21 protein-coding genes and 1 pseudogene are annotated in these 23,136 nt (G+C 48.1%); 17 read left to right on the plus strand and 5 right to left on the minus strand.

Going from position 1 to position 23,136, the window contains the following annotated elements:
* The first annotated feature begins 74 nt into the window (after window positions 1–74).
* From KQI_RS0119050 to KQI_RS0119085, 8 genes are all read left to right on the plus strand, one after another.
* Window positions 75–1,853, plus strand: a complete 1,779-nt coding sequence (locus KQI_RS0119050) for a cache domain-containing sensor histidine kinase (RefSeq protein WP_010348470.1) — start codon at window positions 75–77, stop codon at window positions 1,851–1,853.
* Window positions 1,831–3,390, plus strand: a complete 1,560-nt coding sequence (locus KQI_RS0119055; RefSeq protein WP_010348471.1) for a response regulator transcription factor — start codon at window positions 1,831–1,833, stop codon at window positions 3,388–3,390. The genes KQI_RS0119050 and KQI_RS0119055 overlap by 23 nt, the downstream gene beginning before the upstream one ends.
* Before the next feature lie 172 nt (window positions 3,391–3,562).
* The gene (locus KQI_RS0119060) at window positions 3,563–4,855 is read left to right on the plus strand and encodes an ABC transporter substrate-binding protein (RefSeq protein WP_010348472.1); all 1,293 of its coding nucleotides are present in this window, start codon (window positions 3,563–3,565) and stop codon (window positions 4,853–4,855) included.
* Window positions 4,856–5,073: 218 nt separating this feature from the next.
* Window positions 5,074–5,982: a carbohydrate ABC transporter permease gene (locus KQI_RS0119065; RefSeq protein ID WP_010348473.1), complete on the plus strand. Its 909-nt coding sequence runs from the start codon at window positions 5,074–5,076 to the stop codon at window positions 5,980–5,982.
* 5 nt (window positions 5,983–5,987) lie between these two features.
* On the plus strand, window positions 5,988–6,827 hold the full coding sequence (locus KQI_RS0119070) for a carbohydrate ABC transporter permease (RefSeq protein ID WP_010348474.1): 840 nt from the start codon (window positions 5,988–5,990) through the stop codon (window positions 6,825–6,827).
* A 28-nt stretch (window positions 6,828–6,855) separates the two neighbouring features.
* Window positions 6,856–7,974, plus strand: coding sequence for a rhamnogalacturonan acetylesterase (locus KQI_RS0119075; RefSeq protein WP_010348475.1), 1,119 nt, complete (start codon window positions 6,856–6,858; stop codon window positions 7,972–7,974).
* A gap of 73 nt (window positions 7,975–8,047) precedes the next feature.
* Window positions 8,048–9,082, plus strand: coding sequence for a glycoside hydrolase family 88/105 protein (locus tag KQI_RS0119080; RefSeq protein WP_010348476.1), 1,035 nt, complete (start codon window positions 8,048–8,050; stop codon window positions 9,080–9,082).
* Between the two features lie 48 nt (window positions 9,083–9,130).
* On the plus strand, window positions 9,131–9,532 hold the full coding sequence (locus tag KQI_RS0119085; protein ID WP_010348477.1) for a sensory rhodopsin transducer: 402 nt from the start codon (window positions 9,131–9,133) through the stop codon (window positions 9,530–9,532).
* Window positions 9,533–9,701: 169 nt separating this feature from the next.
* Here KQI_RS0119085 and KQI_RS0119090 read toward each other — a convergent pair whose 3' ends face one another.
* From KQI_RS0119090 to KQI_RS0119105, 4 genes are all read right to left on the minus strand, one after another.
* On the minus strand, window positions 9,702–9,848 hold the full coding sequence (locus KQI_RS0119090; RefSeq protein WP_010348478.1) for a tryptophanyl-tRNA synthetase: 147 nt from the start codon (window positions 9,846–9,848) through the stop codon (window positions 9,702–9,704).
* A 100-nt stretch (window positions 9,849–9,948) separates the two neighbouring features.
* Window positions 9,949–10,896 (minus strand): DMT family transporter, encoded by a 948-nt coding sequence (locus KQI_RS0119095; protein ID WP_010348479.1) that lies wholly within the window; start codon window positions 10,894–10,896, stop codon window positions 9,949–9,951.
* A gap of 206 nt (window positions 10,897–11,102) precedes the next feature.
* Window positions 11,103–12,419, minus strand: coding sequence for a glutamate-1-semialdehyde 2,1-aminomutase (locus KQI_RS0119100; RefSeq protein WP_010348481.1), 1,317 nt, complete (start codon window positions 12,417–12,419; stop codon window positions 11,103–11,105).
* 83 nt (window positions 12,420–12,502) lie between these two features.
* A complete protein-coding gene (locus tag KQI_RS0119105; RefSeq protein WP_010348482.1) occupies window positions 12,503–13,624 on the minus strand; it encodes an LCP family protein in 1,122 nt (373 codons plus the stop codon).
* Between the two features lie 104 nt (window positions 13,625–13,728).
* On the opposite strand from KQI_RS0119105, the gene KQI_RS0119110 reads away from it, so the two are divergent.
* Genes KQI_RS0119110 through bcp form a run of 4 tightly spaced genes read left to right on the plus strand, consistent with a single transcriptional unit; the run spans window position 13,729 to window position 16,886 of the window.
* Window positions 13,729–14,778 carry an ABC transporter ATP-binding protein gene (locus KQI_RS0119110; RefSeq protein WP_010348484.1) on the plus strand — a complete coding sequence of 350 codons (1,050 nt, stop codon included), beginning with the start codon at window positions 13,729–13,731 and terminating at the stop codon, window positions 14,776–14,778.
* A complete protein-coding gene (locus KQI_RS0119115; RefSeq protein WP_010348485.1) occupies window positions 14,771–15,565 on the plus strand; it encodes an ABC transporter permease in 795 nt (264 codons plus the stop codon). Before KQI_RS0119110 ends, KQI_RS0119115 begins: the two co-directional genes overlap by 8 nt.
* 4 nt (window positions 15,566–15,569) lie before the next feature.
* Window positions 15,570–16,358, plus strand: coding sequence for an ABC transporter permease (locus KQI_RS0119120; protein WP_010348486.1), 789 nt, complete (start codon window positions 15,570–15,572; stop codon window positions 16,356–16,358).
* A gap of 42 nt (window positions 16,359–16,400) precedes the next feature.
* Window positions 16,401–16,886, plus strand: a complete 486-nt coding sequence (gene bcp, locus KQI_RS0119125; protein ID WP_010348488.1) for a thioredoxin-dependent thiol peroxidase — start codon at window positions 16,401–16,403, stop codon at window positions 16,884–16,886.
* A gap of 410 nt (window positions 16,887–17,296) precedes the next feature.
* Here the strand turns inward: bcp and KQI_RS0119130 are convergent, their stop codons facing one another.
* Entirely contained in the window at window positions 17,297–17,953 is a 657-nt protein-coding gene (locus KQI_RS0119130; protein WP_010348489.1) for a DedA family protein, read from the minus strand.
* Window positions 17,954–18,098: 145 nt separating this feature from the next.
* Here KQI_RS0119130 and guaA point away from each other — a divergent pair, with 145 nt between their 5' ends.
* From guaA to KQI_RS0119150, 5 genes and pseudogenes are all read left to right on the plus strand, one after another.
* Window positions 18,099–19,637, plus strand: a complete 1,539-nt coding sequence (gene guaA / locus KQI_RS0119135; protein WP_010348490.1) for a glutamine-hydrolyzing GMP synthase — start codon at window positions 18,099–18,101, stop codon at window positions 19,635–19,637.
* 520 nt (window positions 19,638–20,157) lie between these two features.
* Complete coding sequence (locus KQI_RS0119140) at window positions 20,158–20,523, plus strand: MarR family winged helix-turn-helix transcriptional regulator (protein WP_241763961.1); 366 nt, start codon at window positions 20,158–20,160, stop codon at window positions 20,521–20,523.
* A pseudogene (locus KQI_RS28590) lies at window positions 20,520–20,630 on the plus strand (NADP-dependent oxidoreductase); the annotation flags it as partial. The gene KQI_RS0119140 and the pseudogene KQI_RS28590, both read left to right, overlap by 4 nt.
* A gap of 119 nt (window positions 20,631–20,749) precedes the next feature.
* Window positions 20,750–21,139, plus strand: a complete 390-nt coding sequence (locus KQI_RS0119145; protein WP_029390242.1) for a hypothetical protein — start codon at window positions 20,750–20,752, stop codon at window positions 21,137–21,139.
* A gap of 219 nt (window positions 21,140–21,358) precedes the next feature.
* Window positions 21,359–22,729 (plus strand): NCS2 family permease, encoded by a 1,371-nt coding sequence (locus KQI_RS0119150; RefSeq protein ID WP_010348493.1) that lies wholly within the window; start codon window positions 21,359–21,361, stop codon window positions 22,727–22,729.
* Window positions 22,730–23,136: the final 407 nt, after the last annotated feature.

Here is a 23,136-nt window from a genome sequence, read left to right on the forward strand (position 1 = left end):
AAACATAAATACCTCTTGCCGAATGACCCAGGCATGGGGTATTTTGTATGTTATAAAGGAGGCGATAATTACGAATGACCTATTTTAAGAGCGCTTACAAAAATGCTGGAATCCATCATAAAATGATTTTATTAATCATAGTGCTCATGCTGGTCAATTTTGCGGTTTTTGCAGTCATATTAAAATACGTGTTTCATATTTATGATAATCAAATGTACAAAAAAACATCAGAAGTATTGAATATTTCTTCGATTGGCATTGAAAATGAACTAAAGGATATTGAAAAGACCACCTTTAAAGTAACAACAGATGAGCAGCTCCAACGTTATTTGCTGCAATTGGAAAGGGAAACCTCACCTTATACCAAAATGGTGCTGCGTAAAAAAATAACGAACAGGCTTGTCGCCTTCGCAGGCTCCGAAACCTATATCTATTCTATGATGGTGATCGACAAAGAGGGGCAGGTCATGAGTGCGGGCAACCGTGAAGGTATTCCCCCAGAGCTTCGATCCACTCTGTCTGAGCTGGCAGCCGAATATGACGGTTCCAACGCATGGTATGCGGCAGGTCACTCTTCCTTGCTGGCAGCGCGACAGTTCAAATCCTTTACAGATACCAATTTTACGTTAAAAGGGCTCGGAACGCTTGCAATTCGTGTGCGGATTGACCGGATTGTAGCGGATCGTGTGCAGACCTCAGGCCGTGATGGACAGCTGATGATTACAGATGGCAAGCAGATGATTTATCCCGAAGCACCGCTTTTGAGTGAGAGCGATATGCAGGCCGAGCTTGCGCGGAAGCAGCCTTACGGCATTGCGACCTACACAGGCGGGACTTTTTTTGCAGCTCAAACCAAATCCTCTTATACGGGCTGGACGTATTTGCATATGACCCCTTTTGATGATATGTTTCGCAGCATTACCATAATCAAAGAAATTGTAAGCGCAATTTTTGTCATTATGCTACTGATTGCGCTGGCGTTGGGAGCCCGGTTGTCCGGCAGTATTACCAGGCCGATCGTTCAATTAATCCAGAACATGCGCAAAATTGAAAAAGGTGATCTTGACCGTCTGGAAGAGGAAGCACTCGGTGCGGTTCCCCTTTCCACCCAAGATGAGGTGGGCTTGCTGCATCGAACGTACAAAAAGATGATTCGCCGCATCCGTGAGCTCATTAATGAGAATGTTGCCAAGCAGCTATTGCTGCGGGAAACGGAGCTCAAGGCGCTCCAGGCACAGATTAATCCGCATTTTCTATACAATACATTAGAGTCTGTAAACTGGCTCGCCAAGGCCAATAAGCAGGATCGTATCTCGGAAATGGTGGAGGCACTTGCCTTTCTGCTGCGCAGTGCGGTCAGCTTTGAAGAACAGCTCATCCCACTTCACAAAGAGCTGGATATCGTGAGGAGCTATGTCACGATTCAAAAAACGCGCTTCGATGAACGGCTTGTTTTCCATCTGGATGTGCCAGAGGAACTGATGGATGCGCAAATACCGAAGCTGACGCTTCAGCCCTTGGTGGAGAATGCAATCCTTTACGCACTGGAGCCGCAAATTGAGCCGTGCCGGATTTCTATTGTTGCCAGAGTGAGGGAAGGTGCGCTTTTCCTGCGGGTGGAGGATGACGGACCGGGAATGAAGGAGGATTTTTTGGAAAAGCTGCGAAGCGGGCAGGTCACGACCCGTGGACAGGGCATTGGCCTTACCAATATTCAGGAACGGATTAACCTGATCTTTGGTACTCCATGGGGGATAGAGCTGCACAGCGAGTCAGGAACAGGAACGTCGATTCATGTCTGTATTCCATATGTGAAAGGGGAACAGGGTCATGTACAAGGTGCTGCTGGTTGATGATGAGCGTGTGATTTTGGAGGGCATATCACAGGTGGTGGATTGGAGCAAAGCAGGAACGCAACTGGTGGGTACGGCTCGAAACGGTATTGAGGCTTATGATCAGATTCAGGCCAGTCCGCCTGATTTTGTGATTAGCGATATCTCTATGCCAGGTTTGGATGGCATCGGTCTGGTTGCCAAAACGACGGAGCATTTTCCAGACGTTCGTTTCATTCTGTTGTCCGGCTATAAAGATTTCGACTATGCTTGTCGAGCCATGCAATACGGGGTAAAGCACTATTTATTGAAGCCCTGCAATGAGCGGCAAATCCATGAGGCGCTGACTGAGCTGGGTCAGGAACGGGAGGAGCAGGAGGAACGCAAGCAGTTTGTGAACCGGATGAAGCTTGATTTTCAGCGTATGCTGCCGCATGTGAAGGAGCACTTTTTAAAGGAGTTCATTTCCTATAAAACCTACGGAAGCCGTGATATCGCTTTTTATGAGCGGTTATTCGGTCTGGAGCTGCAAGATAAGCAGGTTCGAATGCTGCTGCTGCGGGTAGAGGAATCGCATGAGCCGGAGCATCTGTTTGCGCTGCAAAATATTGCAGCGGATTTGATGGATCATGTGCTGCTCGGTACGACCATGCAAGGACAACTGCTCATTGTGCTGGAAAGCGAAGATGATACGTCAACGCTTATGGAGCAGCTTGAGGCGGTACGTGCGACGTTTCGCCGTTTTTACAAGCTGGAGGTAACAGTCGCGGTTAGCGAGTCGGACAGTATGCAGCATTCGCGGGGGATGTACCGGGAGACACTGCATTGTATGAATCATCGTTTTTACACCGGGGAGGGCAGTTTGATTACGAAGGAGGATTTGGCGACCGAAGATCCTCGGGAGATGGCAGATTTAGAGCTGGACGAGGAGAAGTTTGGTCTGCTGATCAAGGCGGGAAATACGGAGGAGGTCGCCCAAGAAGTGGATCGATTGTTCGGCATCCTGTCCCGTATGAAGCTGGAAATTTCCGTGACCCGTTCCTATGTGCTACAGCTGTATGCCGCCATGATCCGTATATGCCCTGAAGAAGAGCGTTCCGAGTTTACGAGCCGAATGGCTGTGCTGGCAGAGCAAAAAACGCTTGCTTCTCTTAAATCCTTCGTGCAGGAGACCGCCGGACGAATGACCGCAATTTATTATAAGAGCAATGTGTGTCGCCAATCCTCCACCGTTGATAAAATGATCACCATTATTGAACAAAACTATCGGAAATCCGACTTGTCACTTAACGGAGTGGCCGGGCAAATGCTGTATATGAATTCCGACTATCTGGGGAAAATTTTTAAAAAGGTGACGGGGGAGAACTTTTCGCATTATGTGAATCGTTACCGAATCGAACGTGCGGCTGAGCATATTCGGGAGACAGGAGACGTCAAGGTGTTTGAGCTGGCGGAATGGTTCGGCTTCGGCGGGAACGCTCAATATTTCAGCCAGGTGTTCAAAAAATGGGCGGGTATGACGCCATCCGAGTACATTAAGTCACACGAACGGGGATGAGCGCTAAACCCCCTCTGATTTTTAAACCTCGAAATCTGATTTGTGTATTCCAATGCTTCTCTGCTTTTGGGAAAATAACAGCAGGAGCCAATGTAAACGCTATCAAAAGGCGTAATTACGTTGTCACTTGTAACACAGCTCCTTTCTAGAACAGCGAAAAGGGGAGAGATAAGTGGGCAAAAAGGGATGGTTTCTGATCATGGCTATGCTGCTCGTTTTGACGACGGCATGCAGCGGAGCGGACAGCGGTAGCAATTCGGGGGCAAGTGCAGACGGGAAGGTAAAGTTGCGGATTGCTTGGTGGGGATCAGATACCCGTCATGAATACACGCAAAAGGTAATTGATTTGTATAAGCAAAAGAATCCGAATGTGACGATTGACGTGGAATATGCTTCTTTTGATGACTATTGGAAAAAGCTCGCCCCGCAGGCGGCGGCAAACCAACTGCCGGATATCGTGCAGATGGACATTTCATACATTAGCCAGTATGCGAAGAACGGTCAACTGGAAGATATGGCGCCTTACTTGAATCAAAAAATTCAGGTCGCTGACGTGAATGAAAATGTACTCAAAACCGGCATCATTGCCGGAAAGCAATATGGTATTCCGACAGGTGTCAATGTGCTGGGCTTCCAGTATGACCCGGCCCTGCTGAAAAAAGCGGGCATAGACAAAATTCCTGACAACTGGACATGGGATCAATACAAAGAATTGGCCTTGAAGGCAGGCTCCAATAAAGTTTACTTTGACAGTTCCATGGCTGCCGATATTTTCTTCCACTACTATTTGCGGACACATGGAAAGTCTCTCTACAATGCGGAAGGAACAGGATTGGGATATGACGACGATAAGCTGTTTGTTGACTTCTTTGGCGGATTGGCTGAACTGATTAAGAAAGGGGCGACTCCGCCTCCTGAAATCATGAACCAGACCAAGGGGATTCTTGAGGAATCCGATCTCGTAAAAGGAACAGGCATCGGCATTTGGCAGTGGTCCAATCAGTATGTAGGCTTACAGCAGGTCGTTAACCGTCCGATGGCGCTGGCTCCGATGTTTGGACCAGATATGGAAAAAGGGATATACATGCAGCCTACGATGTATTGGACGGTGGCTGCCCGTTCTCAGGTGAAGGATGAGGCCGCCAAGTTTATTGATTTCTGGATGAACGATGTAGAGGCGAATAAATTGATTAAGGGAGAGCGGGGCGTACCGATTTCCGCCAAAATCAAGGAAGCTATAGCGCCTGAGTTGAGTGAGGCTACGAAGCAGGTGTTTGAATTTGTGGCTTCCATGGAGCCAAAGGCTTCTCCAATGAGCCCACCGCCGCCTGTCGGATCACCGGAAGTGATTGCGACCCTGACCGATTATATTGAGCAGGTCAATTTCGGACAGATGACGGCAAAGGATGCAGCGGCCAAATTCCGGGTGGATGCCAATACGATCCTCGCGAATAACAAGCAATAGTAGGCAATGGAATCTTTAGGTGCCTGACACTGCCTTAACATGGGCATAGGCCAGCATCGTCAAGTTAACCGTGCGTAGCTATGGTAGATCGCGTACGGTTAACCTGACGAGCAAGCCGCAGAAGCACCTTTGTATACATTATAAAATAATGCAAATAACAATGGGTAAATGACACTAAAATTTGTTGAATCAGCAAGAAGTAACAGAAGGGAGGCTTGATGAGCTTGCGAAATCATCAGAGCTTGAGAGCCAATATGACCGGATATGCGTTCATCAGCCCGTTTATTGTGGGCTTTCTGGCGTTTACGTTAATTCCGATGTTTATTTCGCTGTATCTGTCTTTTACATCCTACAACCTGTTCACCCCGCCCAAATGGATTGGTCTGGGGAACTTTGAAAAAATGTTCACAGGCGACCCGAAATACTGGAATTCGATCAGGGTTACGTTTACGTATGTATTGGTCGGTGTGCCACTGCGGCTGATTTTTGCCCTGTTTGTGGCGATGATCTTGAATACCAAATCGCGTATGGTCGGCACCTATCGGACGATGTACTATCTGCCATCCATTATCGGGGGCAGCGTTGCGGTGTCTATCATGTGGCGCAACATTTTCAGCAATGACGGGATTGTTAATAGCTTGCTGTCAGCCTTGGGGGCAACCCCGGTGAAATGGTTTGGCGATCCGAATGCTTCGCTTACGATGCTGATCACCTTGTCTGTATGGCAATTCGGCTCCTCCATGCTTATTTTTCTGGCCGGATTGAAGAATATTTCGGTTGAAATGTACGAGGCGTCCAGCGTGGACGGCGCATCACCAGTACGAAAATTTTTCAGTATCACACTCCCTCTGCTTAGTCCGATTATTTTATTTAACCTGATTATGCAGACAATTAGTGCCTTTATGACCTTCGTTCCAGCCTACGTTATTTCGAAGGGTGAGGGCGGCCCAATGGATGGGACGATGCTGCATTCGCTGTATTTGTTCCGACAGGCGTTTATGTTCAGCAATATGGGATATGCGGCGGCTATGGCCTGGGTCATGCTCATTATGATTGCGATACTGACAGCGATTTTATTTTTAACCTCCAGATACTGGGTATTCTATGAAACGGAAAAGGGGCGCTGATACCGATGGCATGGAAAACGTTCAAATGGCCGATCTATCACATTCTGGTTGCTGCGCTGGCGCTCCTGATGCTGTATCCCGTATTTTGGATGCTGTTCAGCTCGTTCAAGGAGAGTCGGACGATATTCGTCACGGCAGATTCTCTTTTCCCTACAGAATGGATTTGGCAAAATTATGTGACAGGCTGGAAGGGCACAAGCGGATACAACTTTGGCACGTACATTTTGAATTCGCTCACGATTGTCGTGATTGCCACGATTGGAGCCGTGATTTCCTCCTCATTAATTGCATTTGGCTTCGCACGTTTGAAATTCAAAGGGCGTAACTTTTGGTTTGCGTTGATGATGATGACGCTGATGCTGCCCGGAGATGTGGTACTGGTACCGCAATATATTATTTTCACCAAGCTCGGCTGGGTCAATACGATTTTGCCGCTGGTGGTGCCGTCGTTTTTCGGGATGCCGTTCTTCATCTTCCTGATGGTTCAGTTTATACGGACGATACCAGCGGAACTGGATGAAGCGGCGACGATTGACGGATGCGGCAAATTCCGGCTGTATTTCCGAATTATTTTGCCATTGCTCAAATCCTCGCTGGCTACAGCGGCTATCTTCTCTTTCTACTGGAAGTGGGAGGATCTCCTGGGCCCGGTACTGTATCTGAATTCGCCGGAGAAATATACCGTATCTATTGCACTCAAAATGTTTCTCGATAGCGAGTCGGCCTCCAACTGGGGTGGAATGTTCGCCATGTCCATTTTGAGCCTGGTACCGGTTATCGCAGTATTCTTTGCCTTCCAGAAGCAAATTGTAGAAGGAATGAGTACGAGTGGCTTGAAGGGGTAAAACTCAAGCTGCGAAAGAGGTGAGTGGCATGTGGAAGTTTGATTTTGGCCCGGGGGAGCCTGCTGCCGGCTACAAGGGGGTATCCCCGGATTGCTCCTATACTGCCGAATTGGGGTACGGCTTCGAGGCTACAGGGCAGGTGTACGGACGACAAAGGCGAACTCCTGCGCCTGCGGAGGATGCGCACACACGGCTGCGAAGCAGCTTTTGCATTCCGCTGAACGCTGCATTTGTCGCAGATGTGCCGGACGGGATGTATCTCGTCTATGCGCTGCTCGGCGATCCGCTTGCGGAAACGCTCACGCGGCTCAAGGCTGGCGAGGGCAAGCACATGCTGCCCCCGGTCCACACGCTGCCAGGCCAGCTCGCGGAGGCCTGGTTTGCGGTGCCTGTTCGGGGCGGTCAGCTGCGCCTCGCCATATCGGGCACCGCGCCGCGGCTCAATGCGCTGGAGATTACGCCAGCGCCACAGACCCTCCGGCTATTCCTGGCCGGAGATTCCACCGTTACGGATCAGGACGCGTCCGGCTATCCGTATACAGGCTGGGGCCAGGCTTTGCCCGCCTTGTTCAAGCATGATGTCTGTGTGGATAATCATGCCGTATCAGGGAGAAGCTCCAAAAGCTTTGTGGACGAAGGGCGGCTGGACGTCATTTTGGACGAAATGAAGTCAGGTGACTTCCTATTCATCCAGTTTGGTCATAATGATGAGAAGCCTGATCCGGAGCGGGCTACAGAGCCTTTTACAACCTATAAGGAGCATCTGCGGCTGTATATCGACGGAGCGAGGAGCAAGGGGGGAACCCCGGTGCTGATTACACCTGTACATCGTCGCTATTTTAACGAGGATGGTACACTGTCCGACACCCATGGCGACTATATTACGGCGGTTCGCGAGCTGGCGGAAGAAGAGGGCGTGCCGCTGATTGACTTGTCTGCCCGCACGCAGGAATTATATGAAAAGCTGGGTCCCGAAGCAAGCAAGGAGCTTTTTATGTGGCTGCTGCCTGGAGAATACATGAACTTTTCCGGCGGCCTGGAGGATAATACGCATTTTCATGAGAATGGCGCGGTCCGGATTGCAGATATGGTGGCGGCGGCTGTGAAGGAACTGGATTTGCAACCGCTGCGTATGTACTTACGTTGACCGATGGATTTTTCTGGAACAGATGGCAAGGAGGGCAACTAACGTGAAGCTTACCGAAGGAGGAGACGAGGAAATGCCTGCATTGATTTTTGATGATGAACAAATTAAACAGGTGATCGACCGGGTAGTGGAACGCACGTTTCAAATGGACTATAGCTGGGATTGGCCGGGTGGGGTAGCCTTTTACGGTGTATGTGAGGCCTATGAAGCGACAGGGAACGAAAAGTATTTGACCAGGCTGAGAGAATGGGTTGACGAAAATATTGAGGATGGACTTCCACCTCTGTCGGTGAACGGCGTATCTATCGGACACTGCTTGTTGACACTGCATCAGGCGACAGGAGAGCAAAAATACCTGGATATCGCCATCGAGATGGCAGAGTTTCTGGCGAAAAAAGCTGAGCGGTTTGCCGACGGCATTTTCCAGCATACGGTGAATTCACTCCACGACGTATTTCCGCAGCAGGCATGGGTGGATACGATGTTTATGGCAGGCTTTTATTTGCTGCGCATCGGTCATCTGCTGGATAACAAGGAATATTGGGAGGACGGTATCCGCCAATATCACGGGCATGAGGAGTTTTTGCAGGACCCGGATACGAATATATATTATCACGGCTGGGATCATGCGAATCAGAGCAGGATGTCAGGCATCTATTGGGCACGCGGCAATTCATGGGCAGCCCTCACGATGGCCAAGGCGCTAAAATATGTAGAGGTTCAGCACCCATCCTATATGATCATCGACGGCTCGCTGCGTGACCAGCTCAGTGCGCTGGTGCGGCTGCAATCCCCGGAAGGACTGTGGCATACGGTGCTGAATGATGATACCTCTTATCTGGAAACCTCCGGCTCCGCAGGGATTGCGACAGCCTTGCTTATGCGGGGACGACTGTTTAACAAATACTCGCAAAAGGCGATCGACGGCATCCTTTCCCGGATTAAGGAGGACGGCACAGTGACGGGCGTATCCGCAGGAACGGCTATAATGAACGATATTGACGGCTATCGCAACGTACCCTACAAACGCATCCAGGGTTGGGGACAGGGATTGGCACTCGCTTTCCTGGCTCAATTGCTGCGTACCAAGGAGAACCCTTACGGGTAGAAGCTCGTTGCTTGACCAAATCATTTAGCTGAAAGAGAGGCGGATATTATGGGAGGTACGGAGCTTTCTCAGGAAAAGGTAGCTAATCAGCCGCGAGGCAGCTTGTTCTGGGTCATCCCCGATGGATATATTCCGCCGGAAAGCCGGGGAGAGCTGCTCAGTCATGAGAGTATATGCGTGCTGAACTGTGGGAACCGTGCGGCAAAGCTGAGCATAGACATCTATTTTGAGGACCGTGAACCGTTGGAGGGACTGATTGAGGTGGTGGAAGGAAGACGGACCCGCCATATCCGAACAGCCTCGCTGGAGAAGTCTGGCGAACGGATTCCGACAGGCGTTCCTTATGCAATTACGGTCACCAGTAATGTACCCGTGATTGTTCAATACAGCAGGCTGGACACGACACAGCCGGAGCTGGCGTTAATGAGTGTGATAGCATACCCGGTCTAACCCTGACGCGTACGATGAGCTGTTCAAAAAAGATATCTCCAGGCTACAGTATTTCCAGCCTGGAGATATCTTTTTTTTGAAGGGCGGAAGCATACTGGACAAATAGTCCCCCCCGCCCTCATCATGGTATACATTTGCTCCGCGATACGAGGTAGCATATCAGCGCATTTTAACGCCCAAAATAGCCAATTCCCATTGCATCACGTACCTCGCTCATCGTTTCTCTCGCCGTAATCCGGGCTTTCCGTGTGCCGTCGATCAAAATTTCGTCGACATCTCCCATCCGTGCAGCAAACGTATGACGCCGTTCACGCATGGGCTCCAGCAGCCTATTTATGGCCTGAGCCGCCAGCCTTTTGCAATCCGTACAGCCGATGTCTCCTTTGGAGCACTGGTATATCTGTTTTCAGTCCATGTTAACGATTGGCAGAAGTAGTTTGGCTGGGCACGAAGCTTTTTCGTCCTCCGAAGTTGGTGCCCAGCACGCCGACAATGATCATGATAGCACCTATAATGTGATAGTAGGCAAGCTGCTCCTTCAAAATATAAGCACCTGCCAGCATGGAAATGAGCGTGGATAAATTACCGATCACACTCATTTTCGAGGCTTCGATCCACTTCAAGGCAAAGCTGGATAACAGCGAGGTGACGAGGGTAGACAGAATGCCCAGATAAGCCAGAGCCAGCCAATAATCAGGCTTTACCAGGGGAGCGGTATAAGCGCTCATTGAACCGTCTATGGCATGATAACCCAGAGCCGCCAGATTAAAAACGATACACCCCAAAATGGAGGTTACATAGGTCAATTCCATCGGTCTGTATTTTTGTGTTAATGGACGAGCCAACACGTTATAGCCAGATAGGCAAACGGCAGACAGCACAAGCAAAAGAATGCCGCCAAAGCTGTTGGATGCCAGGGGCGTTCCGCTTTTCATCACAAATATAAAAATTACGCCAAAGACTGAGAGTAGTAAAGATATCTTTTGAACCCCTGTTGTGCGTTCTTTAATGAAATAGGAGGCGAACAGCAGGGTGAAAATGGGAACGGTCGCTTGAATAATTCCGCCTTCCGATGAAGAAGTGCTCATCAGCCCAAAGGCCTGCAAGGGAAAATACACCAAAGGTGAAAGCAGCGCCAATGGTAAAATGCGTACAATATCACGCCGTGTGATGCTGATTTTGATCCACCCAAGCAGCACTGGAATCGTCAAAGCGACAAAAGATAACGCAAAGCGGTGGGCGATCACATCCAGCGGGCTGGCTTCTGTGACGGTCAGCTTTACAAACAAAAATGAAAAGCCAAGTATAGCTGCATAGCTAAGAGCGGCCAAATAGGCTGCTCCATTTCTATTATGACTGTACATAATGAACCTCCGTTATGATGATTTGACATCTATGGCTTTCTTAATATACCCGGACAGCATAGCGGGATACAATCCATAAAATCCACAATTGTACGGGTACAGTTTGCATTAAAAAAGCCGGAGCGTTGTCTCAAAGGTGGGCTACCCCGTCCTTAAGACAACTTCCGGCTTTTATCGAATCCATATTTTATCGCTTACTGATCTGCTTATTTACCTTGTGACATCGCACGGAAGGAATCGTCTGCCGCTTCCAGCGTAGCATCCACATCTTCGTCCGTATGCGCTGTTGTGAGGAACCAGGCTTCGTATTTGGATGGTGCCAGATGAACACCGCGATCCAGCATATGACGGAAGAAGGACGCGAACGCTTCGCTGTCCGTATCCTGCGCCTGAGCGTAATTTGTGATCGGATGATCGCAGAAATGCGTCGAGAACGCTCCCCGAATGCGGTTGATCGTCAATGGCACGCCGTAGCGGCCCGCGGAGGACTGAATACCGTCCGTCAGTCTCACAGCCAGACGTTCCATCTCTTCATACACGCCTTCCCCTTGAAGGACTTCAAGGCAGGCGATGCCTGACGAGATGGAGGCCGGGTTGCCGGCCATAGTACCGGCTTGATAAGCCGGGCCGAGTGGGGCAACCTGCTCCATGATTTGCTTGCTGCCGCCGTAGGCACCAATCGGCAGACCGCCGCCCATGATTTTGCCCAGCGCGGTCAAATCCGGCTGAATCGCATCATGATTGTCCAGACCTGCATACGTTTGGGCCGAGCCGTAGTGGAAGCGGAAGGCGGTAATGACCTCGTCATAAATGACGAGGGAACCGTTCGCCCGCGCCATCGAGCACAGCCCTTCCAGATAGCCGGGCTGCGGCATCACCATGCCGAAATTACCGACAATCGGCTCAACCATGACCGCCGCCACATCATCGCTCCAGCGCTCCAGGGCTTGGCGCAGCGCGTCCAGATCATTGAAAGGCACGGTGATGACCTCGCTCGCAATGTTGGTCGTAATACCTGCGCTGTCCGGTATGCCCAGCGTGGACGGGCCGGAGCCTGCGGCTACAAGTACCAGATCCGAGTGACCGTGGTAGCAGCCGGCGAATTTGATGATCTTGTTCCGCCCAGTATAGGCGCGTGCCACACGAATCGTCGTCATGACCGCCTCTGTACCGGAATTCACAAACCGGACCTTGTCCAGCGAAGGAATCGCTTCCTTCAGCATCTTGGCCAGTTTGATTTCCAATGTCGTTGAGGTTCCGTACAATACTCCGTTCGCCGCAGCTTCACTAATGGCCTTGGTAATATGAGGGTGAGCATGTCCGGTAATAATAGGACCGTATGCCGCCAAATAGTCGATATATCGATTATCATCCACATCCCAGAAATGAGCGCCTTGAGCGCGTTTCATGAATACTGGAGCGCCGCCGCCCACAGCCTTAAAGGAGCGCGAAGGGCTGTTGACGCCCCCGACAATATGCTCCAATGCTTCTTTATATAATGCTTCGGAGTTTTCCCGTTTCATCATCACAAACTTCCTTTCCGTTCATCAAAAATAGGGTATACACACGCCAAAGGGCAGCGTTCACGGCTGCCCCTGTATCTTCATTATAGCTCTTTTTGGCCTGTCTTTGGTGTCGATTGTGTGGAAGCATCTTCATTACCGGTTTTACTGCCCCCTGTAAAAGAAGGCTTATCGGTCTTGGACGATGATGCGCTGTCCGGCTGCTTCGTTCCATTCTGATCCTTGCCCTGCTCCTGTGTCTGCACAAGAGGATTGTTGAATATATCCTGCACGTATTTTTTCAGCTCTTCCGGATCGCGGACCGTAAGCACCTGTGCGCCGCCTACATTTTCTTCTCCGAGCAGCTTCATCGGTGGAACCTGCTCGCTGCCTGCAAAGGCGCTTTGGTAGCCGACGTTCGCCAGCTTCCACATATCGTTGACACTCAGATTGGTGTCAATGTAAGGGTTCACCTGCTCCAAAATATTCGGCAGATTGGCAATGGAGGTCGTGGTCTGCATTTTCTGGGCTACAGCCTCCAAAAATGCGCGCTGACGTCCTGAACGCGAGAAGTCCGACATGGCATCATGGCGGAACCGCACGTATTGAAGCGCCGTATTGCCATCCAGATGCTGCATGCCCTTTTTCAAGTCAATGTCGTATTGATGCTTATCCGCATTGCTCGTATAGTGCATATCCTTCTCTACTTCAAAATCAATGCCGCCCACAGCGTCTACCAGCTTAATAAATCCTTGGAAATCAGTATACACATAATATTGCACCTGAATGCCCAGCAGATCACCAGCCGCCTTCATGGCTGTATTGGGTCCGTGGGTAATGGCGGTATTAATACGATTTTTGCCGTAGCCGGGAATATCCACATACGTATCACGCAAAATAGAGAAAAGGTGGATCTTTTTCTTGACAGGGTCGAGAGATACGACCATCATACTGTCTGACCGGGGAACTTCTCCTTTTTGGATACCACGGCCGTCGACACCCATCAGCAAAATGTTAACCATGTCAGTCCCTTCCCATTTGGGCGGGTCTGGCGTACGAACCTGATCGACCTGCTTTACATTTTTGAAGGGGGAGTTTGCTCCCTCTTTATGCAGATTGTTCAATTGATTATAAATGGATGAAAAATAGTACACGGCAAAGCCTACAATCGCGATGATAACCACGGCCAGAACCGACCATAGCGTTCTTTTGGTTCTGCTTGTCATGGATGCTCTCCCTTTCGCTTTTCAATTCATTACATTATAATTTCTTTTTGGAGCACAATCAATTTAACAATGGATTTTGTAAAATCCTGACTGAGAGGTATAACATGCTGGCAATTGATGTGCAGGATCTGCGCAAAACATTTAAGGTACAAAAAAACCGCGAGGGCCTGAAAGGCGCCTTCCTTGATTTATTCTCCCGAGAATACAACGAGGTGGCCGCGGTCAAAGATATCTCCTTCCGTATTCCGCAAGGAGAAATATGCGGCTATATCGGTGAGAACGGAGCCGGAAAATCTACCACGATCAAGATGCTGACAGGCATTCTTGTGCCCACATCAGGGCATCTCAAGGTGGGGGGATATGTCCCCTACGAAGATCGTGAGAAATTTGTAAGCAATATCGGCGTTGTTTTCGGTCAGCGCAGCCAGCTTTGGTGGGACATCGGTGTGATCGAGTCTTTTCAACTGCTGCGCAAAGTATATCAGGTTCCGGCTACCGACTTCAAACGCAGGCTGGATGAGCTGGTGGAGAGACTCCAATTGCAGGATCTGCTAAGCCGTCCGGTACGCAAGCTCAGTCTTGGGCAACGGATGCGCTGTGAACTGGTAGCTGCACTGCTGCACAATCCGTCCATTGTGTTTCTGGACGAGCCGACCATTGGACTCGATATTATGGTCAAGTCCGAAATTCGCGAGTTTCTCAAGGACATGAACCGTGATCACGGCACGACCATTTTGCTGACGACCCATGATTTGCAGGATATTGAAGCGTTGTGCTCGCGCGTCATTATGCTGGATGATGGGAATATCATTTATGATGGTGGTCTGGAGGATCTGAAGACGCGGTGGGGGACAGGACGAGAAGTGCGATTCCAGTTTGGCACAACGACTCGGCTGGAGCAATTGCAGGCTTGGACTGTCGATATGCCGCTGACCTGGACGATGGATAACGATCTGGCTGCCAAGGTATGGATTCCACTGCATATTAACGTATCGGATGTCCTCGCCAGTGTAGTCGGCCGCACCGACATTACGGACATCAAAATCATTGAAACCAACACAGATGATATCGTCCGCAGTATCTATCAGTCTGGCTCGGCAGAGCGCCAGGACAACCCGGTACCTCCGGCAGTGGAGGCCAAAGTTCATGCTTAGCGTATACACCGATTTTATTCGTATCCGATTTCTGACGATGCTTGCTTATCGTGTGAACTACTATTCAGGTATACTCATCTATTCTATGAATATTGGCGTGTACTATTTCACATACCAAGCGATATATGGGGGTACAGGTAGCATTGGCGGCTTTACCGCTGCTCAGATGACGACCTATGTAGCAGTCTCATGGATGGCGAGGGCTTTTTATTTTAACAATCTGGATCGTGAAATTTCGACAGATATTCGTGATGGAAGCATTGCTATTCAGATGATCCGGCCTTATAACTATGTGCTCGTTAAATGTATGCAAGGACTTGGCGAGGGGATGTTCCGCTTCCTGTTGTTTATGATTCCAGGCATGGCGATTGCGATGCTGCTGTTTCCGGTGAAGCTTCCCACAGACCCGGTAGCCTGGGTTGGTTTTCTGGTCATGCTGTTTTTCAGCTTTTTGATCAACACCCAGATTAATATTATTACCGGTTTAACGGCCTTTTTTATCGAAAATAACGAGGGCATGATGCGCATGAAGCGCGTGGTGGTAGACCTGTTTTCCGGGTTGATTTTACCCATCAGTCTATTTCCCGGCTGGCTGGCGACTTTTGCCGAGTGGATGCCGTTTCAGGCGATTACCTATTTACCGGGCTCTGTTTTTACCGGACGCGTAAAAGGCGTTGGTATCTGGAATGTGCTGGGTATCCAAATCATTTGGCTGGTCGTTCTGCTCGTGCCGATGATCATCATTTGGCGACTGGCGCGCAGACGTCTGTTCGTGCAGGGAGGGTAAGCCGATGATGTACTATTTGGGTCTCATTAGCGAATATTTGAAAAATTATATGAAGTCACGGCTCACCTATCGGGCTGATTTTTGGATCGAGGTTATTTCGGACCTGCTGTTTCAGGCCACGAACCTTATTTTTATTCTGGTCATCTTTATGCATACGGACAGTTTGGGCGGCTGGAGTGAAAGTGAAGTGGTGTTCGTTTACGGCTTTTTCATGGTCCCGTACGGACTATTCACCTGTTTTGTCAACCTTTGGAATTTTAGCGAGCGCTATATTGTCAAAGGGGAACTGGACCGGGTTATGACCCGTCCCGCGTATAATCTGTTCCAGATTTTCCTTGAAAATGTAGACCCGCCAGCGCTGGTGGGCTCCGTGATTGGTCTGATTATTATGGGAATCAGCGGGGCGCAGATGGACCTGCATATGGCGTGGTGGTTTATTCCGGTACTCATCGTGATGAGTCTAAGCGCTGTAGCTATTTATACAGGGATCTACACCATCTTGACCTCCATTTCATTCTTTTCAGATGCACCGACAGGAATTATTCCGCTTATGTATAATATTCAGGGTTACGGCCGTTATCCGATAACGATTTACAACCGGGCCATTCAGGTGGTGCTGACCTGGATTCTGCCCTTTGCATTTGTTGGCGTATACCCGGCGTCCTTGTTTCTTCAGCGGGAGGATATGCGGCAGATGGCGCTCTTAACTCCTGTGATGGGCGCTGTGTTTCTGACTTTGGGCTTATTGGCATGGAATTGGGGGATTCGGCGTTATCGGGGCGCTGGCTCATAGCCCGGAGCATATGCGAACTCCAAAATGATAGGAGATGATCAGATGTCCACGGCATCTACCGTGATTGGACAACCGGCACCGGACTTTGAATTGCCGGGAAGTGGGGGAAAGAGCGTTAAGCTGTCCGATTATAGAGGCAGCAGGGTGCTGCTGTATTTCTATCCGAAGGATTTGACCTCCAGTTGCTCCACACAGGCGTGTGATTTTCGGGATAAGTATACGGAGTTTGAAGGCTTGAATACAGTCATTCTCGGGGTAAGCCCCGATCCACTCAAGCAGCATGACAAGTTTATTGCCAAGTATGGACTACCTTTTCAGCTATTATCCGATGAAGAGCATCAGGTGGCTGAGACATACGGGGTATGGCAGCAGAAACAAATGTATGGCAAGCAGTACATGGGTATTGTTCGCTCTACATTTCTTATTGATGAGAACGGTATTCTGGTTCATGAATGGCGTGGCTTGAGAGTCAAAGGACATATCGATGCTGCGTTGGAGTACATTCAGGAGCAGGCTGAGCAATCGTAAATCATAAGCATTCTTACACCCTTTGGGACGATGGTTGTATTTCGTTCCCGGAGGGTGTTTTTGATATGTAAAATCCTATTGCAATTGTTTCCTTCTAGTATGTTCAGAATATATGGATTTATGCCTTGCGAGAGACCACTGCGAGCTGTTATTGGCTGACGGGGTAGGGGCCATTTGTTTGGATACACTATTATACGGGGAACTCCATTGTATTCTCAGGGGCCATTGCTGGGCATGCAGACGACGTGGAGCTAGGAGGGAATCGGGTTATCTATGTTTGGAGCAGGGATGCGTTAGAGGTGATAGAGCCTCGTATATTGGGTTTGGCTGGAGGCGCAGGATTGTCCTGATATCTATCGTTCTCGATGTATTATATTAGGGCTCGCAGTTCCAAGACAGCCAGAGCCTGATTATTGTGGATCTTTCTTGTTGCTGGTTTTCACTGATTTATCTGATTTGTAGAAAGGGCTAAACAGGAAGGCTCTCCAGCGATAAACAACGTACAACAGGAGGAGAATGCCGACGATTGCGGCGATGCGCAGTGCATACAGCTCCACCAAATGGAAAATAGCATCCCATTGCGGACCAAACAGCTTGCCAATGCTTAGAAATAAAATAACCCAGAATAAAGCACCGCTGTATGCATACAAGGCAAATTTACGGAGAGGAATAGCGATAATTCCGGAAAAATAGCCAGTGAAATGTCTAACGCCAGGGATAAAATATCCAAGGAAAATAAGCCAGTACCCGTATCGTTGAAACCACTTTTGTGTTTTTTCAAGCTTGTCCGGCGATAAGAGAACCCATTTACCGTATTTCTGAATAAAGGGGAGTCCAGCCCATTTTCCAATAAAGTAGGTAATGGTCATACCGATGGTTGTGCCCAAAAAGGCCAGCAGCACCAGTTTACCGAAATCCAGGGTGCCCGAATAGGAGAGATATCCCGCATAGGCCATCGTGGTTTCCCCGGGAAAAGGTAAGGCAATAAACTCAAGCAGCAAGCCGAAAAAAAGGACGCCGTATCCGTATTCTTCGAACAATTGCGAGATCCACTTCAGCACGTCCATCGTGTACACTCCTACGAACAGATTAAGTAATTTGGAATCAATTCATTTTAACAATCTTTTCATGTCCACTCAACTCCGCGTGATTTCTTGACGTCTTGTTTTATCGTTGCGTATAATGAAACGAACAATTGAGGGAGGCACGGTAATGAATAAGCCTAATGAAATCGTTGTAGTTCTCGATTTTGGAGGACAATACAACCAGTTAATTGCAAGAAGAATTCGGGATCTTGGTGTATATAGCGAGCTCCTTCCATACAATACGCCTGCGGAGAAGCTGAGAGAGCTGGCGCCGAAAGGGATTGTTTTCTCAGGCGGACCTTCCAGTGTGTATACAGACAATGCTCCTCAGGTGGACCGGACAATTTATGATCTTGGTATTCCTATTTTTGGTATTTGCTATGGTATGCAGCTGATGGCTCACCAGTTGGATGGTAAGGTAGAACGTGCGGGCAAGCGTGAGTACGGCAAAGCAGACGTGTTATTCAATGAGGGTGCTCAATTGGCTAAAGGTCTGGATTCCCGCCAAACGGTATGGATGAGCCATGGGGATCATGTTACAGATCTGCCATCCGGCTTTACACTGGATGCAGGAACAGAGAGTGCGCCGATTGCCGCGATGAGCCATCCGGAACGGAATCTGTATGCGGTCCAGTTTCATCCAGAAGTACGTCATTCCGTTCAAGGTAATGAGATGATTAGTAACTTCCTGTATGAAGTGTGCGGTTGTGAAGGCAACTGGACGATGGAATCGTTCATTGAAGATCAAATCCGTGAAATCCGTCAGCAAGTAGGCGACAAGAAAGTATTGTGTGCTTTAAGTGGCGGTGTGGATTCCTCCGTTGTAGCAATGCTCATTCATAAAGCCATCGGCGACCAACTGACATGTATGTTCATTGACCACGGACTGCTGCGCAAGGGCGAAGCTGAAAGTGTAATGGACACGTTCGTTGGCAAATTTGATATGAAAGTTGTCAAAGTCGATGCTCGTGAACGCTTCCTGTCCAAGCTGGCAGGAGTCGATGATCCTGAGCAAAAACGTAAAATCATCGGTAACGAGTTTATTTATGTCTTTGAAGAAGAATCAGCTAAGTTTGATGATTTTGACTTCCTGGCGCAAGGCACGCTGTACACAGATATTGTAGAGAGCGGAACAGCAACGGCGCAAACCATCAAATCGCACCATAACGTGGGCGGTTTACCGGAAGACATGAAGTTCAAGCTGATCGAACCACTGAATGCATTGTTCAAGGATGAAGTGCGTAAAGTCGGTGAAGAATGCGGACTGCCAGCTGAAATTGTATGGCGTCAGCCATTCCCGGGCCCGGGTCTTGCCATTCGTGTATTGGGTGAAGTGACAGAGGACAAGCTCAAGATTGTCCGTGAATCGGATTATATTTTACGCGAGGAGATTGCCAAAGCCGGTCTGGACCGTGAAATCTGGCAATACTTCACCGCTCTGCCGAATATGAAGAGTGTTGGTGTTATGGGCGATGCCCGTACGTACTCCTACACCGTAGGTATTCGTGCTGTAACCTCCATCGACGGCATGACCGCCGACTGGGCACGTATTCCTTGGGATGTACTGGAGAAAATTTCGGTGCGTATCGTTAATGAAGTAGAAAATGTAAACCGTATCGTGTACGATGTAACCTCCAAACCACCAGCAACGATTGAGTGGGAATAGGCTGTAGGCAGGCAGCATGACAAAAACCTTCAACTCCACATTTATTGTGGTTTTGAAGGTTTTTTGTTTTAAGGTTTTGTTGTTTTAAGGTTTTGCCGTTTTAATGATATGTTTTTTACCACATGATCTTTTTTCCAGTCGCAGCCGATTCCTCAATACGGTCCAGTAGCTGATGCAGCCTTAAGGCATGATTAAAATCGGGAGCGAAGCGAGTGTCTGTCAATAACCACTGTCGTCTGTACATAGACAGATGTATTTTACTGGGGAAAATGGCATTCCTGATGGTCTACATCCAAATCAGGCAGGCCATGAGCGGCTGGCAGCTCGTATTATCGGTTTTATGAACACACTATAAAAGCTATATAAGACCTGTCCCAAAGCTTGAATATTTTCAATAGAGGTGTATAATGCTTGATATATCAATTGATACGTCAATTAATTTGAAGGAGGAGGAAATATCATCGAACATTGCACGGATAAAAGTAAATTGTTTTATCGTATGCATCTTTTGTGTAAAGAAATGAATACTGCTTTTGAAGCGCAGTTAAAAACCAGCTTTACCAAGGTCGAGATTTTATACCATATTCATCAGCGACAGGAATTAAGTCAGTTGGAGCTTCAGCATTTGCTCGCTCTGGACGGAGCAGCCGTTACCCGGCATCTGAAAAGGCTGGAGCAGGAGGGACTGATTATCCGCAATAAAAAAGAGCAGGATAAGCGTGTCACTTATATTGGTCTGACCGGGCAAGGAGTTCAAGAACTGGAAGTTTTGACGAAGCAAAGAGAGGTCTTTCAGAACAAGCTGCTGCGTGAGTTTACAGATGAGGAAATTGTAGCTTTGACGAGTGCATTGCAACGTATGTCTACCAATGTAAAGATTATGTAGCCTGGACTATTTCGGAAATCGGTAGTGAGGTGACCGACTGGAAAGTGGGAGGTGAAGTGTTAGCTTGTCCAGATACTACCCGATTCGGTACTTATGCCGAATACACTTTCTGAAGCAGAAGAAAATAAGATCAGTAGTCGGAGCTGCGTTTCCTTTTTCTCAAAAGGGACTGTATGATGCTCACGCAGCTTATAAACCATATACAGCACGAAAGGAATTGCACGTAATGAAGGTTTTAGACGAATATTTTCACTATTATGATTTAGCAAAAAATGATGAAACAAGCAAAGAACGATTAATCAGTCTTTTTTCTGAGGAGATTGAGTTTGTATTGAACGGTGATCGAAAACAAGGGATGAACAGTTGGAAAGGCTTCTTGAACATGTTCTATGAAGGGACGCTTGAAATCAAGCATATGTATGAGGGCTGGGAACCTGTTAGTGAAGACCCTGGCACTTATGAAACCAAATGGGCGGTGTGCGGTAAAAAGGCAACAGGCGAAGTTTATACACTTACTGGAGTGGATAAAGCCCGACTAGATGCGGAAGGAAAGATCGTATATCTGGAAAATATACCGGACACAGCGAATGCCTTTGATAAGTATAAAAATATCTGATTCGCTAAAACAGGACCCCGTCAGGTGCGTAACAGCCTGACGGGGTTTTGATTTTCCGAACAATACATATGTGTTTAATTTGCAACATTCGCTTTTTCTGTTGACAAGCTGTAGGTGAGAGCCTAAAATAACGGATGTGATAGCGCATATGAATGCGAATATTACAGTAAATGTACGACAACAATACGAGTATGCTTTGCGTAGGAGGAATTACGACTCATGGAACGTTTCTTTAAATTAAAGGAACATGGAACAAACATCCGCACTGAGATTATTGCGGGGATTACTACTTTTATGACCATGGCTTACATCCTGGTGGTCAATAATACCTTTTTGGGCCCAACGGGTGCGGGGATGCCTAGTGAAGCTGTTTTTTTTGCGACAGCGGTAGGTGCGGGTCTGGTTACCATTTTGATGGGGTTATTCGTTAATGTGCCGATCGGCATGGCCCCGGGCATGGGTTTGAATGCATATTTTATGACGGTAGTCTTGAGTTCTAATGGTGTAATCACTTGGCAAGCGGCACTTGGCGCTGTATTTATATCCGGTATCGTCTTTCTGATTTTAACCGTGACACGAGTAAGACAGATGCTGCTTGTTGCGGTTCCGGAAAATTTAAAGACAGCTATTACAGTGGGGATCGGCTTGTTTATTACGATTGTCGGCTTCAAGCTCTGTAATTTGGTTATGGTGAGCATCGTTCCAGGTACAGATGTTGGCCATCCGGTTCCAGGTCATGCTTTTAATTTGGTTCTGGGCAGCCTGGTTCACCAAAAGGATGCGTTGCTGGCGTTAATCGGCTTGCTTATTATCGCAGCGCTGATGGTTGTTCGAGTCAAAGGTGCTTTGCTGATTGGAATCGTAGCAACAACATTGATCGGTATTCCGATGGGAGTAACGAATCTGAGCAGCCTGACAACAGGACACTGGATTCCTAATTTCACTAACCTGGCAGTAGGCCAGTTAGATTTGAAGGCGGCTTTGCACATTGGGCTGTTTGATATTATTTTCATTTTCACTTTTGTGGAGTTGTTTGATACGTTTGGCACGTTAGTGGGTACAGCTACCCGCGCAGGAATCATGAAGGATAAGAAAAAAGGCGAGAAAATCATCGGTAAAGCTATGCTGGTGGACGCTGTTGGTGTAAGTACGGGGGCAGTATTGGGTACAAGTACCATTACAGCGTTTGTGGAAAGCTCTGCAGGGGTGGAAGAAGGCGGACGTACCGGTCTGACTGCCGTAACGACAGGTATTCTGTTCCTGTTGTCTCTCTTTATCGCACCGTTGGCACTGGTTGTACCTTCCGCGGCTACGGCTCCGGCTCTGATTATAGTCGGGGTGTTAATGATGAGTCAGGTTCGCAATATTGACTGGGATAACTTCCTGCTTGCCTTCCCTGCGTTTTTGACTATCGTGTTGATGCCTTTTACAGGCGGGATTGCGAACGGTATTTCTGCTGGTATTTTGTCTTACGTTGTGCTGGCAGTATTCAGTAACTTGTTTACCAGCAATAAAGTTAAAATTCACTGGCTTATGTGGGTGCTTGCTATTATTGTAGTGATTCGATTTGCCTTTATGGGCTCTGAATAATATAGAAGATATAAATTTAGAGCCTCTTCCCTGGTGATTAAGGGAGGGGGTTCTTTTTTATTAGCAAATAAACATTTATCGCATTTATAATAAAAAATTCAAAAGAATCATATAATAAAAGCTTGCAAACCTATTATGTATATGGTATATTCTAATTCCGGCCAAGAAATACAATATTGCGAGTGAATGCAAAAAAAGATTAAAAATAAAAGCTTGCAAAGCTGGCTCGGACATGATATGATATAAGAGTTGATAAGGCGATGAGCCAAGTCGACGAAAATGAATTGTTTGATCTTTGAAAACTGAACAACGAGTGAGTACGGATTTTGCTTGCAAAATCCACCGCTGAGATTTTGGTACATGCCTTCAGGCTGTATGAAATCGAAGCAAACAATGAGATATTTTAT

This window comes from Paenibacillus peoriae KCTC 3763, from assembly GCF_000236805.1.
GTDB lineage: Bacteria > Bacillota > Bacilli > Paenibacillales > Paenibacillaceae > Paenibacillus > Paenibacillus peoriae.

Excerpts from the sequence above, each read along its gene's own strand:
- KQI_RS0119080 (WP_010348476.1), top strand. The coding sequence starts at position 8,048 with ATGCCTGCATTGATTTTTGATGATGAACAAATTAAACAGGTGATCGAC.
- KQI_RS0119105 (WP_010348482.1), bottom strand. The coding sequence starts at position 13,624 with ATGACAAGCAGAACCAAAAGAACGCTATGGTCGGTTCTGGCCGTGGTT.
- KQI_RS0119150 (WP_010348493.1), top strand. The coding sequence starts at position 21,359 with ATGGAACGTTTCTTTAAATTAAAGGAACATGGAACAAACATCCGCACT.
- guaA (WP_010348490.1), top strand. The coding sequence starts at position 18,099 with ATGAATAAGCCTAATGAAATCGTTGTAGTTCTCGATTTTGGAGGACAA.
- KQI_RS0119070 (WP_010348474.1), top strand. The coding sequence starts at position 5,988 with ATGGCATGGAAAACGTTCAAATGGCCGATCTATCACATTCTGGTTGCT.
- KQI_RS0119130 (WP_010348489.1), bottom strand. The coding sequence starts at position 17,953 with ATGGACGTGCTGAAGTGGATCTCGCAATTGTTCGAAGAATACGGATAC.
- KQI_RS0119100 (WP_010348481.1), bottom strand. The coding sequence starts at position 12,419 with ATGAAACGGGAAAACTCCGAAGCATTATATAAAGAAGCATTGGAGCAT.
- KQI_RS0119140 (WP_241763961.1), top strand. The coding sequence starts at position 20,158 with ATGAATACTGCTTTTGAAGCGCAGTTAAAAACCAGCTTTACCAAGGTC.
- KQI_RS0119085 (WP_010348477.1), top strand. The coding sequence starts at position 9,131 with ATGGGAGGTACGGAGCTTTCTCAGGAAAAGGTAGCTAATCAGCCGCGA.
- bcp (WP_010348488.1), top strand. The coding sequence starts at position 16,401 with ATGTCCACGGCATCTACCGTGATTGGACAACCGGCACCGGACTTTGAA.
- KQI_RS0119050 (WP_010348470.1), top strand. The coding sequence starts at position 75 with ATGACCTATTTTAAGAGCGCTTACAAAAATGCTGGAATCCATCATAAA.
- KQI_RS0119145 (WP_029390242.1), top strand. The coding sequence starts at position 20,750 with ATGAAGGTTTTAGACGAATATTTTCACTATTATGATTTAGCAAAAAAT.
- KQI_RS0119110 (WP_010348484.1), top strand. The coding sequence starts at position 13,729 with ATGCTGGCAATTGATGTGCAGGATCTGCGCAAAACATTTAAGGTACAA.
- KQI_RS0119065 (WP_010348473.1), top strand. The coding sequence starts at position 5,074 with ATGAGCTTGCGAAATCATCAGAGCTTGAGAGCCAATATGACCGGATAT.
- KQI_RS0119075 (WP_010348475.1), top strand. The coding sequence starts at position 6,856 with ATGTGGAAGTTTGATTTTGGCCCGGGGGAGCCTGCTGCCGGCTACAAG.
- KQI_RS0119055 (WP_010348471.1), top strand. The coding sequence starts at position 1,831 with ATGTACAAGGTGCTGCTGGTTGATGATGAGCGTGTGATTTTGGAGGGC.
- KQI_RS0119120 (WP_010348486.1), top strand. The coding sequence starts at position 15,570 with ATGATGTACTATTTGGGTCTCATTAGCGAATATTTGAAAAATTATATG.
- KQI_RS0119095 (WP_010348479.1), bottom strand. The coding sequence starts at position 10,896 with ATGTACAGTCATAATAGAAATGGAGCAGCCTATTTGGCCGCTCTTAGC.
- KQI_RS0119090 (WP_010348478.1), bottom strand. The coding sequence starts at position 9,848 with ATGCGTGAACGGCGTCATACGTTTGCTGCACGGATGGGAGATGTCGAC.
- KQI_RS0119115 (WP_010348485.1), top strand. The coding sequence starts at position 14,771 with ATGCTTAGCGTATACACCGATTTTATTCGTATCCGATTTCTGACGATG.